Below are 13,745 nucleotides of genomic sequence, written 5' to 3'. Positions count from 1 at the left end.
TGATTGACCAGAGTGCCTGACCGCCGCAGTGTTGGCGCATGTCGATTGCAGCCCGCCTGACCCGGTGTCCTGACCCTTATGAGCCCGACCGTGGTGCGGATGCGGTTGCGGCTGTGCCGGGGCTGGATGCCGCGTTGGCCCCGTTGATCGGCGGGACGGCGGGGTGCAGCCCGTATCTGGCAGGGCTGATCGCGTCAGAGGCGGAGTGGCTGCCTGGGGCGCTGGACGATCCTGAAGGTGCGGTTGCGATGCTATTGGCGGACATTCCGGGTATTGCGCTGGATCAGTTGCCGGTTGCTTTGCGGCAGGCCAAGCGCCGTATTGCCCTGATTGCCGCGCTGGCCGATCTGGCTGGTGCCTGGCCGTTGGAGACGGTCACGCAGGTGTTGACGGATTTTGCCGATGCGGCTGTGCATGCCTGTCTGGTGGCCCTTGTCGGGGCGGAGATTGCCCGGGGCAAGCTGCCGGGTGATCAGGATGCTGCGACGGCGGGGGGCATGACCGCGCTGGCCATGGGCAAGATGGGCGCGGGCGAGCTGAATTATTCGTCGGATATTGATCTGATCTGTCTGTTTGATGAAACCCGGTTTGACCCGGAGGATTACCATGATGCCCGCGCGGCGTTCATTCGCGCGACCCGCCGTATGGCGGCGATCCTGTCGGACGTCGCGGCGGGCGGCTATGTGTTCCGCACCGATTTGCGGTTGCGCCCGGATGCGTCCGTCACGCCGGTGTGTCTGTCGATGGAGGCGGCGGAGCGCTATTACGAAAGCGTGGGCCGAACATGGGAGCGTGCCGCCTATATCAAGGCGCGTCCCTGTGCCGGTGATATTGCGGCGGGCGAGGGGTTTTTGAAGACGCTGCGCCCGTTTGTGTGGCGCAAGCATCTGGATTTTGCGGCCATTCAGGATGCCCATGACATGCGGTTGCGCATTCGTGACCACAAGGGGCTGCATGGGCCGCTCGTTCTGGAAGGTCACAACATGAAGCTGGGGCGCGGGGGGATTCGCGAGATCGAGTTCTTTACCCAGACCCGTCAGTTGATTGCCGGTGGCCGTGATCCGTCATTGCGCGTGCGTGGCACGCGGGATGGGTTGCAGCGTTTGGCGGATGCGGATTGGGTGCCGCAGGACGCGGCTGATACGCTTTATGATCATTACCGTTTTCACCGCGAGGTGGAGCATCGTTTGCAGATGGTGGGCGATGCGCAGACCCATCATTTGCCCAATGATGCCGCCGGGTTTGACCGGCTGGCGGCCTTCATGGGCCGCGATGTCGCGGGGTTGCGGCAGGAACTGGCAGAGCGGCTGGAAGAGGTGCATGACCTGACCGAAGGGTTTTTTGCGCCGGAACCGGCGGCCCCTGTCACGTCCGATTGGGGGCGCGATGTGGTGGCGCGCTGGCATAGCTATCCGGCCTTGCGGTCGTCGCGGGCGACCGAGATATTCGAACGTCTGATCCCGACGATCATGGAGCGGTTGCAGGATGCGGCCCGCCCGGATGAAGCGCTGTCGCAGTTTGATGGGTTCTTGGCGGGGTTGCCTGCCGGTGTGCAGCTGTTTTCGTTGTTTGAGGCGAACCCGCAGCTGACCCAGCTAATCGTTGATATCGCGGCGACGGCCCCCGCACTGGCGCAATATCTGTCACGCAATTCCGGCGTGCTGGATGCGGTGATTGGCGGTGCGTTCTTTGATCCGTGGCCGGGTTTGCTGGGGCTGGCCGAGGGGTTGGCAGGGGTACTGGCGACATCGGATGATTACGAGACCCAACTGATCGCGGCCCGCCGCTGGGCCAAAGAGTGGCATTTCCGCATTGGCGTGCATCATCTGCGCGGGTTGATTGATGCCGATGTAAGCGGCCAGCAATATGCCGAATTGGCGGAGGCTGTTGTTGCGGGGCTTTGGCCGGTGATCGTGGCGGAGTTCGCGCGTAAGCATGGCGACCTGCCGGGTCGGGGGGCGGTGGTGCTGGGGATGGGATCGCTGGGGGCTGCGCGACTGAATGCGGTGTCTGACCTTGATCTGATCGTCATTTATGACGCGGATGGTGTGGAGGCTTCTGATGGCAGGCGTCCTTTGGCGACGCGTGCGTATTATTCCCGCCTGACGCAGGCATTGGTCACCGCATTGAGCGTGCCCATGGCCGAAGGGCGTCTTTACGAGGTGGATATGCGTTTGCGGCCTTCTGGCCGGCAAGGGCCGGTTGCGACATCGCTTGGGGCGTTTCGGGAGTATCAGCAGAATGAGGCCTGGACATGGGAGCATCTGGCATTGACCCGGGCCCGCGCGGTGGCGGGGAGCGCGGAAATTGCTGATGAGATCGAGGCGTTTCGCGTGCCGCTTTTGACGGGGAAAGGGCAGGGGGCGTCTGTTCTGTCGGATGTCGCCGAAATGCGGGCGCGGATTGCGGGAGCCAAGCCGCCACAGGGGGGCTGGGATGCCAAGATTGGCCCGGGCCGGTTGCAGGATACCGAACTGTTTTCACAAGCCTGCGCCCTGCGCACAGGCAGTGCCGCGCGTGACGCAGCTGCGCAACTGGCTGCCGGTGTCGCAGATGGTTGGTTGTCCGACGCTGATGCGCGCGCGGTTGGGCATGCCGCCGGGCTTTTGTGGCGTGTGCAGGCGGCGTCACGGTTGCTGACGGGCAGTTCGCTGGACCCGGATGCACTGGGTGAAGGTGGGCGACGGTTTATCCTGCGTGAGACGGGGTTTGAGGATATGGATGCCTTGAGTGATGCAATGGTTGCGGCAGCAACAGCGGCGGATGAGGTGATCAGCCGCAAGTTGGGGACAGGTGATGCAAAAGGATCCGCATGATCCCAAAGGGTTGATCCGCGAGGCCTATCGCATCGACGGCATCAGCAGCGGTGAATGCCGCACGATATTTCTTGATTGGGCGCTGGGTGTGCCTGGTGATCTGGACACGCGCGATCAGGTGCAGGGGTTGTTGGTGCAATATGCCGATCAGCCGATGGATCACCCCATGACACAGACGCTTTTGGCGGCGTTGAAGGATGCACCATCGCCGCGCAGGCGTGGTGGGCGTTCCGCCCGGGTGGACCCGACCCGGAGTTAATCCGGGACGGCGCGGTTATCGTGGCAAGGCTGCGGCCTCAGCCGCCAGTGCGGTGATCCCGGCCCAGTCTTTGGCCTCAACCTTGTCTTTCGGCGCAACCCACGACCCGCCGACACAAAGAGTGTTGCCGAGCGATAGGTAATCATTGGCATTTTTCAGGCTGACCCCGCCTGTGGGGCAAAATTTGACCTGGGGGATCGGTGCGCCGATGGCCTTGAGCGCAGGTGCGCCGCCATTCGCCTCTGCCGGAAAGAATTTTTGCACGGTATAGCCACGTTCCAGCAGGCGCATCGCCTCGGTCGCGGTGGCGGCACCGGGCAGGAGTGGCAGGTCGTTGGCCTCGCAGGCGTCGAGCAAGATGCCGGTTGCCCCTGGTGAGACGCCGAAGGTGGCGCCTGCCGCCTTGGCGGCTTCCACATCTTTGGGGGTGAGCAGTGTGCCCGCCCCCACAACGCCGCCCTTTACAGTGGCCATTTCGCGGATCGCGTCGAGCGCTGAGGGCGTCCGCAATGTGACTTCGAGGGCAGGGAGGCCACCGGCCACCAGTGCCTTGGCAAGATCTGCGGCTGTGTCTGCATCATCAATAACGAGTACGGGGATAACGGGGGCCAGCAGACAGACTTTGGCGGCTGCGGCGGAGGCGTCTTGTGGGGTCATGTTTAGGTCTTTCAAAATCGGTAGCTTTGCGGAGTAAAAAGGCTTTATCGCCTAGACGACAACACCCGCGCCATCGGCGGCAAGCCCCACATTTTTGCGGAATGCTTCGAACAGTTCGCGGCCCACGCCGGTGCCATTGCCGGTCAGATCGGCGGCGGCTGGTGTGCGCGTGCTGAGGTCGACATCAAGCACGTCGATGCTTCCTTTGGTGGCGTCGAGCCGCACGATATCGCCGTCGCGCAGCAGGCTGATAGGGCCGTCATCGGCTGCTTCGGGGCAGACATGGATCGCCGAAGGCACCTTGCCGGATGCGCCGGACATACGCCCATCGGTGACGAGCGCCACCTTGAGGCCGCGGTCCTGAAGCACGGCCAAGGTGGGCGTCAGCCCGTGCAGTTCGGGCATGCCGTTTGATTTGGGCCCCTGGTAGCGCACGACGATGACCGTATCCGAGGTGAATTCGCCTGCTTTGAAGGCCGCTTTGACATCGTCTTGTGAATGAAAGACCCGCGCGGGCGCTTCGATGATGTGCCGTTCAGGTGCGACAGCAGAGGTTTTGATCACGCCGCGTCCGAGATTGCCAGCCAGTTGGGTAAGGCCGCCGCTGGCATGGAAAGGGTCGCCGCAAGGGCGCAGGATTTTTTCATTATGGCTATGCTTGGGGCCTTCGCGGTATTGAAAGGCACCATCCTTTATCTGCGGTTCCTGAGTATAAAGGTCCAGACCATCACCGGCGACGGTCTTGACGTTCTCATGCAGAAGCCCGGCCTCGAGCAGGTTGCTGATCATGAATTGCAAACCGCCTGCCGCGTGGAAATGGTTCACGTCCGCCAGACCGTTTGGATAGACCTTGGCCATGAGCGGGGTGACCGCTGACAGGTCGCTGAAATCCTCCAGATCGAGGATGATCCCGGCGGCGCGGGCCATGGCGGGCAGGTGGATGACCAGATTGGTCGAGCCGCCGGTCGCCATCAGGCCGACAAGCCCGTTCACAAACGCCTTTTCATCGAGGATGTCACAGACCGGTGTGTACTGGTTGCCAAGGGCTGTGATCGCGAGCGCGCGTTTGGTCGCCTCGGTCGTCAGAGCCTCGCGCAGAGGGGTGCCTGGGTTGACGAAAGACGCGCCGGGCAAATGCAGCCCCATGAATTCCATCAGCATCTGGTTGGTGTTGGCGGTCCCGTAGAATGTGCAGGTGCCCGGACCGTGATAAGAGGCCATTTCAGCCTCCATCAGTTTGTCGCGACCGACTTCGCCGGTGGCAAATTGCTGGCGCACTTTGGATTTCTCATCGTTGGGCAGACCGGATGTCATTGGACCCGCAGGCACGAAGATGCCCGGAATGTAGCCGAATGTGGCTGCCGCGATAACCAGACCAGGGACGATCTTGTCGCAGACGCCAAGATAGATGGCCGCGTCAAAGACGTTGTGAGACAGCCCCACGCCAGCGGCGAGCGCGATGACATCGCGTGAGAAGAGTGACAATTCCATGCCTGTCTGGCCTTGTGTCACGCCATCACACATGGCGGGCACGCCGCCAGCCACTTGTGCTGTGCCGCCAGCGGCCCGGGCGGCGGCGCGGATCAGATCGGGGTAGCGTTCGAATGGCTGATGCGCCGACAGCATGTCGTTATAGGCGGTGATGATCCCCAGGTTCGGGTTGGGGCCATCGGTCAGCGCGGCCTTGTCATCGCCCATGGCCGCATAGGCGTGGGCCTGGTTCCCGCAGGTCAGATGCGCCCGGCGTGGGCCGTCGGCGGCAGCGCGGGCCATGGTGTCAAGATACTTGCGGCGCGGACCTTCTGAACGGGCGCGAATGCGGTCGGTAACCGCAGCGATTGTCGGTTTGATCGGCATGATTTCCTCTGGGAAGCTTTGGTGCCATTCTAACACATGCCGTTAGCGCTAACAAGTTGTGATATGGCGTCGTTCGTGCCGACCTCTCTATAAGAGGCCCTGCCATAATGATGCCATTGAGCTGTTTTAGCAGCCCGGTGACTGATCCTTATCGTTCGAGGTCTTGAATGTTGATGCGCAGACTGCTCAGTATTTTTCTGTTTCTCGTCACGCTGACGGCCTGTGCTGCTGGGCCTATTGGCGTCGCCCGGTCTGCGCCTGAAGGGATCGTACGATCCTATGCGATTGCCGATTTCAGGTTTTCCGCTGCATCCGATTTGTCGGTTTCTGAGAATGAAGGCTACTATCCGCTGGCGGATGTTGTCTGGCGCGGTGATCCCAGAGGGCCGCGTATACCGCAGATCGCGGCCATGTTCGAAACCGCTATGGAGCGTAACAAACCGGTTTTGCGTGGACGCCAGCCGGTAGCGGTTGATGTGCAACTGGTGCGATTTCATGGTGTGACAGACCGCACCCGTTTTTCAGTGGGGGGTGTTTACAACATCGTGTTCCTGATGACGGTCCGTGATGCGGCAACCGGGCAGGTGATTGAGCCGACCCGCCGGGTTGTCGCCAATCTGGATGCGCCCGGCGGGGCACAGGCAGCGCGGCTGGAGGTTTCTGGCCAGACACAGAAGGTCCGTGTCACTGACTTTCTGACAGCGGTGCTGCGGCGCGAATTGCTCTGACCGCTACTTCCCACGCAATGCGTTTGCGCGTAGGAGGGCGGTCATGAATACTACAAAAAACCGCCCCACTGTCCGTCTGACACCCAAGGCAGAGGTCCGTGCCATCCGGCATGGATTTCCCTGGGTCTATGCCAATGAACTGGTGACCGACCGCCGGACCCGTGGTCTTGCTGCCGGAACCGTGGCGGTGCTGGAGGATTCCGGGCGCAGTCCGTTGGGGGTCGTGGCGGTCAATCCGGCGTCCAAGATCATCTGCCGGATGTTGGACCGCAATCCGCATGCTGATATTGATGAGGCCTGGTTCGCGGTGCGGTTTGCGCGCGCTTTGGCCCATCGCGCGCGCCTTTATGATCAGCCGTTCTATCGGTTGATCCATGCAGAGGCGGATGGATTGCCCGGTGTCATTGTGGACCGTTTCGGTGACATCGCCGTGGTGCAGCCGAATGCGGCTTGGGCGGATGTTTTGATTACACCGCTGGTAGATGCGTTGATGTCTGTTACCGGAGTGACCTCGGTTATTCTTAATGGCACGGGCCGCGCGCGGGGGTTGGAGGGGTTGGAAGACCGGATGGAAGTCATGCGTGGCATCCCCCCGGAAGGCCCGGTTCCTGTGCCGATGAATGGTGCGATATATATGGCCGATCTGATGGGTGGCCAGAAGACAGGGTTGTTCTTTGATCAGCGGGCAAATCACGCGTTTGCGGCCGGTTTGGCCAAGGATGCCCGCGTGCTGGATGTGTTCAGCCATGTGGGCGGGTTTGGATTGGCCGCATTGGCGGCCGGGGCCAAGTCGGTTCTGGCGGTTGATGGTTCGGCCCCGGCGCTGGCTTTGGCGGAGGATGGCGCAACCCGGATGGGTGTGACGGACCGGTTCGAGACCCGCAAGGGGGATGCGTTTGATGTCCTGACCGCCCTTGCCGACGAAGGGGCGACGTTCGATGTAGTCATTTGTGATCCGCCAGCCTTTGCCCCGTCGCGGCAGGCGCTGGATGCGGGATTGCGGGCGTATGAGCGGGTGGCACGGCTGGCCGCGCCGCTGGTGGCGGACGGTGGGTATCTGGGGCTTTGTTCCTGTTCACATGCGGCTGATCTGACTAAGTTCCGCAATGCGTGTTCGCGCGGGATCGGGCGGGCCGGGCGGCGGGGCCAGATCATTCACACCGGGTTTGCCGGGCCGGATCATCCGCTGATGCCGCATCTGGCGGAAAGCGGATACCTCAAGGCGGTGTTTTATCGTCTATGAGGATGCTGATTGACGCCTGCGTCCTGTATCCCACCGTGATGCGTGAAGTCGTGTTGGGATGCGCCAAGGAAGGGTTGTTCGAGCCGCGCTGGTCAGAGCGGATCTTGGAGGAATGGGCGCTGGCGGCGGCCAAGCTGGGGCCGGAGCAGGGGGTGTTCGCCCGTGGTGAAGTGGCCGCGCTGAAGGCGAAGTTTCCGGATGCGATTGTGCCCCCACATGACGGGCTGATGCGCCGGTTGTGGTTGCCGGACGCGGATGATGTTCATGTGCTGGCAGCAGCGATTGCGGGGTCCTGCGATGGGATCCTGACGACCAATGCGAAGGATTTTCCGGGTAATATCCTGGCCGAGGAGGGGGTGTTTCGCGCTGATCCCGATGCGTTCCTGCGCGGGTTGCTGGAGGAGGCCCCGGATCAGGTCAGCGGTGTGGCTGAGGCGGTGCTGACGGAAGCGAACAGGTTATCGGGCAGTACTTTGGAGATGCGGCCGCTCATGAAAAAGGCGCGGTTGCCCCGGTTTGGTAAGGCGCTGGTGCGGTAAGCGGGTTAGCCTGCGGCCCATTTCGCCTCGTTCGCCTCAATTGCGGCGATGCGTTGCTGGGTTTTGGGGTGGCTCATCATCCAGGCGGGGACCGCCGCACCACGCGCGCCAGTCAACTTTTCCAGCTTCGTGAAGAGCGATTTCTGTGGGCCAGTCCCGATCCCGGCTTTGACCAGCAGGGCGGATGCGTATGCGTCAGCCTCAAATTCGTCGCTGCGCGAGAGGCGCGCGGCAAGCAGGCTCATCAGAACCCCCGCGATCCATGGACCGATAAATGGGATAAACCGACCGAGGATCATGGCGAGTGCGGTGCGCATGGCGTTCTGGCCGGAGAAATCGATCATGCGGCGGCGTGAATGGCCCAGGGCGACGTGCCCCAGTTCATGCGCGATGACGCTTGCCATTTCTTCGGATGTGACCTGACCCTGGCGGTATTTGTTGAAGAAACCGCGGGTGATGAATATCCGCCCGTCCGGGGCGGCAAGCCCGTTGACGGGTTCGATTTCGTAGATGTGGACCTTGATCCGGTCGATCTCCAACGCTTGGGCCATCCGGTCGGTGATGTGCTTGAGGATCGGGTCAGCCAGTTCGGTCGAGTTTGCATCAAGTTCGCGTGCCGTCCGCCAGACCGAAAAACGGTACATGGCAAGGCCGTAGAGGACAGCAAGCAGAATGGGCAAGAGTTTGATCATAAGCGTAATATGTGTCTGAAATCGCTGATTTCAAAGTGCGGATTGACGCATCACGCGCAATTGACGATCAAAGCACGGGGGCGTTGCCGTCAAGGAGCTGAAAGTGAAAAAAGCCGTTACATATCTCATTCTTGTTCTGCTGGTCCTGTTGGGTCCGTTCAGCTTTGTCTACTATCGCTACGTCACCAACATAGAGTCCCCATATGATGACATCGGGATCCGGTTGAACAGTTCAGTCCCTGGCTTTGTGCAGGATTGGGGTTGTGGGAAACTGAAAGAGAATTTTGCGGAGCAGTTGCCCCCATTGGGTTGTGCCGTGGAAGGTGACCCAACGACCTGGCGCTAGCGCCCCAAGGTTTTCATACCCGCCTCGATCCCTGACAGCGTCATCGGCACCATGCGGTCAGGGCCAAAGATCTGCTGGATCATCTGGATTGATTGCGTGTAGGGCCAATAGCGTTCTTCCAGCGGGTTGATCCATAGGTGGCTGGGCCACTGGTCACGGGCGCGGGTCAACCAGACCTCGCCTGATTCTTCGTTCCAGTGTTCGTTCGCCCCGCCCTTGAACGCGATTTCGTAGGGCGACATGCTGGCGTCACCGACAAAGATGCATTTGTAGTCGGGACCGTAGGTGCGCAGAACCTCCCATGTCGGGGTCTGGGCGTTCCAACGGCGCCGGTTGTCCTTCCAGACACCTTCGTAAAGGCAGTTGTGGAAATAGAAATGTTCGAAATGTTTGAATTCGGATTTCGCGGCGCTGAACAGTTCTTCGACCACTTTTACATGCGGGTCCATTGATCCGCCGATATCGAGGAAGAGCAGCACCTTGACCGCGTTGCGCCGTTCGGGCCGGGTCTGCACATCAAGATAGCCATGTTCGGCGGTGGCGCGGATCGTGCCGTTGAGGTCGAGTTCTTCGGCCGCACCATCACGCGCCCATTTGCGCAGCCGTTTCAGGGCGACCTTGATATTGCGGGTGCCCAGTTCGACGGTGTCGTCGAGGTTGCGGAATTCGCGCTTGTCCCAGACCTTGACCGCGCGCTGGTGGCGGCTTTCATTCTGGCCGATCCGCACGCCCTCGGGGTTGTAGCCATAAGCGCCGAAGGGCGACGTGCCAGCAGTGCCGACCCATTTGTTGCCGCCCTGATGGCGACCTTTTTGTTCTTCGAGCCGTTTCTTGAGTGTTTCCATCAGCTTGTCGAAGCCGCCGAGCGCTTCAATCTCGGCCTTTTCGGCGTCGGTCAGGTGCTTTTCGGCCAGCTTCTCCAGCCAGTCGGCGGGAATATCGACCGCGTTCAGCACCGCTTCGGCCGGGATCGCGTCAAGCCCCTCGAAAGTGGCAGCGAAGGCACGGTCGAATTTGTCGAGATGCCGTTCATCCTTGACCATGATGGTGCGGGCCAGAAAATAGAAGGCTTCGACATCGTAGGTGGCCAGCCCGGCCTTCATCCCTTCGAGGAAGGACAGAAATTCGCGCAACGAGACCGGAACCCCGGATTTGCGCAGATTGTCGAAGAAGGGCAGGAACATCGGATTCAGTAATAGCTGCGTTCGATGAAGATCAGCACGAACAGACCGACAACGCCAAAGATCATGGCGAATGCTGCACCCCATTGCAGCAGGTCGGCTGTTTTGCCGCCGCGTGCCTTGGCCCGGAAGGCCCCGAATAATGCCCCGAATATCAGTCCGGCGAGGGGATAGATCATGACATGTCCCTTGTCAGCTTGGTGGCGTCTGCGGCACCAGAGAGGCGATTTCGTTCAACCGGTCAATCACCTCGTCCCGGCTGCCGAACCCGTACTGTGCCCAACCCAGACTGTCCAGTCGCAGGGTCATGCCGGCCTCGGTATCGCCTTTCATATCCAGTGCTTCGGCTTTGAACATCATCAACAGCGACAGCAGCGCGGCGTTCTGGTGGCGACGGGCAACTGGGATCGCCTCATCCGTGATTGCGATGGTCGCATCCGGATCGCCGGAGATCAGCGTGAAGGCGGCCAGTTGGACCGAGATATGGGCGGAATGGATGTTGGTGACGGCACTTTGCCGATAGGCCCGCCCGGCGGTGTTGAAGGCCCCGAGGGCGAGGGTGCTGTCATTGCCCAGTTGCAGGCGGCCATAGGCGTAGTTGGCGAACCCTTCACGTGGGCCGGTCCAGCCCAGTTGCTGCCCGATACTAACCGCGCGCAGCGCCGCCCGCCTGCGTCTGATATCGGAATTGCCGCCGCTCAATGCGGTTTCGATGGAATCGATCCAGGCCCGTGACGTACCGCTGGGAATTTGCCCGCCTCTGCGTTCACCGCGTGGATTGATCCGGGCCAGAATGCGCGGCAGGCGTTCGGCGACTTGCCGTTCGGTCATCCCGTTTTGCAATTCCGGGGCGTAGTAGGCGCGCAGGATCAGCATATCAAACCCGGTAAGCACAGCGTGGATGTTGTCATCGTTGAAGATCGAATCCGGCAGGCGGTAGAGATCATTTAATGGACCAAGCGCCTGCGCCAGTTCCTCGTGCAGGCAGTCGCGGATTTCCTGTGGTGCGGCGTCGGCTGGCAAGAAGATGGCAGCACGGTCGCGCCGTTGCAGTGTGGCCCAGTCGATGGTCGCGGTGCCCCGCGCTGCGCGCAGTTCGCGCCAACTGCCCACGCGAGGGACGACAAAACAGGCAGCGTTGGGTGCGACACGTTGCAATGTGCGCGTCGGCACCGGTTCGATGATGATGTTGGCGTCCTCGGCATCGGTCATGCGGATATCGATGCGCGCTTCCTTGCGCAGCCGGTCCAGAACACCGGCGAGGTCTTGTGGAACGGAAGGACCGACGGGGCCGACGAGCCGAACGGTAATCGGCTCTTCGAACCGGGTGAATGTGGGCAGTTGGCGTCCGCTTTCCATGCGAAAGGCCAGATCCATGAAATCAAGGGCGATTTCGGAGTTTGGTCTGGTGGATGGGCCGGGGCTGGTTGCCGCAAAGCTGCGCATTTCCGGGAAGGTCAGCCGGATCGGGTCGGGGCCATCGGGCACCGGTGTGCAGGCCGTGCTCAAGGCCACGGCCGCTAGCGCCAACCACCTCATGCGGGCCTCTGATATTTGATGAAATTGGTCAGCTGGCCGACGCGGTCATACAATCGGCGTCCTGCAGCATTATCGTCTTGGGTCAGCCAATAGACGCTGGGCGCGTCAGCCTTGTCGGCGGCGTCATACACAGCCTCGATCAATTGACGCCCGACACCTGTGCCGCGCACCGACGGATCGGCGTAAAGATCCTGCAGATAGCAGACATTTTCGATCCGCCAGCAATGGCGGTGAAACAGGAAATGGACCAGCCCGACGGGCGTGCCGTTCTGTTCGGCGATCAAGGCGTTGAAATCATGATCATCATTGCCCAATAGGCGGGCGAACGTGCTTTCAAAGACATCTTGTCCGACGCTGGTGCGATAAAACGTCAGATACGCGCGCCAAAGGGTTTCCCAAGCCGCGCGGTCGCCTGCCGTCAACGGGCGGATGATGGTGTGCGAGGTCGTTGTCATTCTTGCTGCTCTATTCGGGTTTCTGTCGACCATAGACTGCTTTGCCTTGTTGACCAGTGCATTTGAGTGGGCGGACGATCACATGAATGCGTGATGGTTGCATCGGCGCGGTATATCAAAATATGTGATGTTAATTTGCAAAAACATTCGTTTTGAGAATGTGTTTAACGTGCTTATCACAATTGCAGTCACAAACCGAAAGATGGAGATGAGTATGCAAAATCACATGACGCTTGAGCGCTGCAATGTCGGTGAAGTGGATCGCCGTTGGCCGTTGACTGTGTTTTGGACTATCGCATTGTTGGGCATTGGCATCCTGATCGGCGCGGCAGGTGATACGGGCCAATCCACGGCACCGGCTCTGATGCCTGCGTCGGATAGGATAATTGAAGATTGGCACGGCAATGTGCGCAGGGGCGGTTAGCCACCTCTGCGCGCCATGAAGGCCAAGCGTTCAAACAGATGCACGTCCTGTTCGTTTTTCAACAGCGCCCCGTGGAGTTTGGGCAGGGCGTTGGCGCCGTTGCGTTTCAGGTCTTCGGGGTTCAGATCCTCGGCCAGAAGCAGTTTCAGCCAATCCAATACCTCTGAGGTGGATGGCTTTTTCTTCAGACCTGCGGTCTCGCGAATCTCGTAGAACTGGGTGAGGGCGGTTGTCAGCAGCGCCTCCTTGATGCCGGGGTGATGGACGGCGACAATCTGGCGCATCGTGTCCATATCCGGAAAGCGGATGTAGTGGAAAAAGCAGCGGCGCAGGAAGGCGTCTGGTAGTTCTTTTTCATTATTTGACGTGATGATGACGATTGGGCGGTGGACCGCCTTGATCGTTTCGCCGGTTTCGTAGACGTGAAATTCCATCCGATCGAGTTCTTGCAGCAGGTCATTTGGAAACTCGATATCGGCTTTGTCGACCTCATCAATCAGCAGCACGACCTTGCCATCGGCGGCGAAAGCCTGCCACAGCTTGCCCTTCTTGATATAGTTGGCCACATCCTGAACGCGAGCATCGCCAAGCTGGCTGTCACGCAGCCGGCTAACGGCGTCATATTCGTAAAGACCCTGCTGTGCCTTGGTCGTCGATTTGATATGCCATTCGATCATTGGCAGGCCAAGTGCCGTGCTGACCTGGCGAGCCAATTCGGTCTTGCCAGTCCCGGGCTCGCCTTTAACGAGCAATGGACGTTCCAGAGTCACCGCAGCGTTCACCGCCATGGTCAAATCATCAGTGGCGACGTAAGAGTCGGTGCCTGTAAAGAGCATATTTTTAACCTTCGTTGATTGCCGACAACCTAGCAGTTCATCACGGATCATCAACACCTTGCCGGTATGGGAAATGAGGGGGTGACAGCCGCCAAGCAAGGGAGTAAACCCGCCACAAATTATGGAACGTGGCACGGGATGGGTGGTCCGAAGCTGCGTAGGAGATGAAGGGT

15 protein-coding genes are annotated in these 13,745 nt (G+C 60.5%); 7 read left to right on the top strand and 8 right to left on the bottom strand.

Annotated elements, in window-relative coordinates; all coding sequences use genetic code 11:
* Nucleotides 1-38: 38 nt before the first annotated feature.
* A complete protein-coding gene (locus ACFWW4_RS04765) occupies nucleotides 39-2,816 on the top strand; it encodes a glutamine-synthetase adenylyltransferase (protein ID WP_411889820.1) in 2,778 nt (925 codons plus the stop codon).
* Nucleotides 2,797-3,075 carry a hypothetical protein gene (locus ACFWW4_RS04760; protein ID WP_411889819.1) on the top strand — a complete coding sequence of 93 codons (279 nt, stop codon included), beginning with the start codon at nucleotides 2,797-2,799 and terminating at the stop codon, nucleotides 3,073-3,075. The genes ACFWW4_RS04765 and ACFWW4_RS04760 overlap by 20 nt, the downstream gene beginning before the upstream one ends.
* A 15-nt stretch (nucleotides 3,076-3,090) precedes the next feature.
* Here the strand turns inward: ACFWW4_RS04760 and eda are convergent, their stop codons facing one another.
* Both eda and edd read right to left on the bottom strand, forming a co-directional pair.
* Complete coding sequence (eda, locus tag ACFWW4_RS04755; protein ID WP_411889818.1) at nucleotides 3,091-3,732, bottom strand: bifunctional 4-hydroxy-2-oxoglutarate aldolase/2-dehydro-3-deoxy-phosphogluconate aldolase; 642 nt, start codon at nucleotides 3,730-3,732, stop codon at nucleotides 3,091-3,093.
* A 51-nt stretch (nucleotides 3,733-3,783) separates the two neighbouring features.
* Nucleotides 3,784-5,589: a phosphogluconate dehydratase gene (gene edd / locus ACFWW4_RS04750; RefSeq protein WP_411889817.1), complete on the bottom strand. Its 1,806-nt coding sequence runs from the start codon at nucleotides 5,587-5,589 to the stop codon at nucleotides 3,784-3,786.
* Nucleotides 5,590-5,762: 173 nt separating this feature from the next.
* On the opposite strand from edd, the gene ACFWW4_RS04745 reads away from it, so the two are divergent.
* From ACFWW4_RS04745 to ACFWW4_RS04735, 3 genes are read left to right on the top strand one after another with little or no spacing between them, the layout of a single operon-like run.
* Complete coding sequence (locus ACFWW4_RS04745; protein WP_411889816.1) at nucleotides 5,763-6,317, top strand: DUF6778 family protein; 555 nt, start codon at nucleotides 5,763-5,765, stop codon at nucleotides 6,315-6,317.
* A gap of 43 nt (nucleotides 6,318-6,360) precedes the next feature.
* Nucleotides 6,361-7,560: an RSP_2647 family RNA methyltransferase gene (locus ACFWW4_RS04740; RefSeq protein WP_411889815.1), complete on the top strand. Its 1,200-nt coding sequence runs from the start codon at nucleotides 6,361-6,363 to the stop codon at nucleotides 7,558-7,560.
* A complete protein-coding gene (locus ACFWW4_RS04735) occupies nucleotides 7,557-8,099 on the top strand; it encodes an RSP_2648 family PIN domain-containing protein (protein ID WP_411889814.1) in 543 nt (180 codons plus the stop codon). Before ACFWW4_RS04740 ends, ACFWW4_RS04735 begins: the two co-directional genes overlap by 4 nt.
* A gap of 5 nt (nucleotides 8,100-8,104) precedes the next feature.
* On the opposite strand, the gene ACFWW4_RS04730 is transcribed toward ACFWW4_RS04735, so the two are convergent.
* Complete coding sequence (locus ACFWW4_RS04730; RefSeq protein WP_411889813.1) at nucleotides 8,105-8,791, bottom strand: M48 family metallopeptidase; 687 nt, start codon at nucleotides 8,789-8,791, stop codon at nucleotides 8,105-8,107.
* 103 nt (nucleotides 8,792-8,894) lie between these two features.
* Between ACFWW4_RS04730 and ACFWW4_RS04725 the strand changes: the two genes are divergently transcribed.
* On the top strand, nucleotides 8,895-9,137 hold the full coding sequence (locus tag ACFWW4_RS04725; protein WP_411889812.1) for a hypothetical protein: 243 nt from the start codon (nucleotides 8,895-8,897) through the stop codon (nucleotides 9,135-9,137).
* Here ACFWW4_RS04725 and ACFWW4_RS04720 read toward each other — a convergent pair.
* Genes ACFWW4_RS04720 through ACFWW4_RS04705 form a run of 4 tightly spaced genes read right to left on the bottom strand, consistent with a single transcriptional unit; the run spans nucleotide 9,134 to nucleotide 12,312 of the window.
* Nucleotides 9,134-10,321, bottom strand: a complete 1,188-nt coding sequence (locus ACFWW4_RS04720) for a vWA domain-containing protein (protein ID WP_411889811.1) — start codon at nucleotides 10,319-10,321, stop codon at nucleotides 9,134-9,136. The genes ACFWW4_RS04725 and ACFWW4_RS04720 overlap by 4 nt on opposite strands.
* A gap of 5 nt (nucleotides 10,322-10,326) precedes the next feature.
* Nucleotides 10,327-10,497 (bottom strand): hypothetical protein, encoded by a 171-nt coding sequence (locus tag ACFWW4_RS04715; protein ID WP_393929301.1) that lies wholly within the window; start codon nucleotides 10,495-10,497, stop codon nucleotides 10,327-10,329.
* Between the two features lie 13 nt (nucleotides 10,498-10,510).
* Nucleotides 10,511-11,857 (bottom strand): DUF2927 domain-containing protein, encoded by a 1,347-nt coding sequence (locus ACFWW4_RS04710; protein ID WP_411889810.1) that lies wholly within the window; start codon nucleotides 11,855-11,857, stop codon nucleotides 10,511-10,513.
* On the bottom strand, nucleotides 11,854-12,312 hold the full coding sequence (locus ACFWW4_RS04705) for an N-acetyltransferase family protein (protein WP_411889809.1): 459 nt from the start codon (nucleotides 12,310-12,312) through the stop codon (nucleotides 11,854-11,856). Before ACFWW4_RS04705 ends, ACFWW4_RS04710 begins: the two co-directional genes overlap by 4 nt.
* Before the next feature lie 97 nt (nucleotides 12,313-12,409).
* Here ACFWW4_RS04705 and ACFWW4_RS04700 point away from each other — a divergent pair, with 97 nt between their 5' ends.
* Entirely contained in the window at nucleotides 12,410-12,736 is a 327-nt protein-coding gene (locus ACFWW4_RS04700; protein ID WP_411889808.1) for a hypothetical protein, read from the top strand.
* Here ACFWW4_RS04700 and ACFWW4_RS04695 read toward each other — a convergent pair.
* On the bottom strand, nucleotides 12,733-13,572 hold the full coding sequence (locus ACFWW4_RS04695; RefSeq protein WP_411889807.1) for an AAA family ATPase: 840 nt from the start codon (nucleotides 13,570-13,572) through the stop codon (nucleotides 12,733-12,735). The genes ACFWW4_RS04700 and ACFWW4_RS04695 overlap by 4 nt on opposite strands.
* Between the last annotated feature and the right edge of the window lie 173 nt (nucleotides 13,573-13,745).

Source organism: Yoonia sp. SDW83-1 (assembly GCF_046762885.1).
Lineage (GTDB): Bacteria > Pseudomonadota > Alphaproteobacteria > Rhodobacterales > Rhodobacteraceae > Yoonia.
This window is presented reverse-complemented; position numbering and strand designations above follow the sequence as displayed.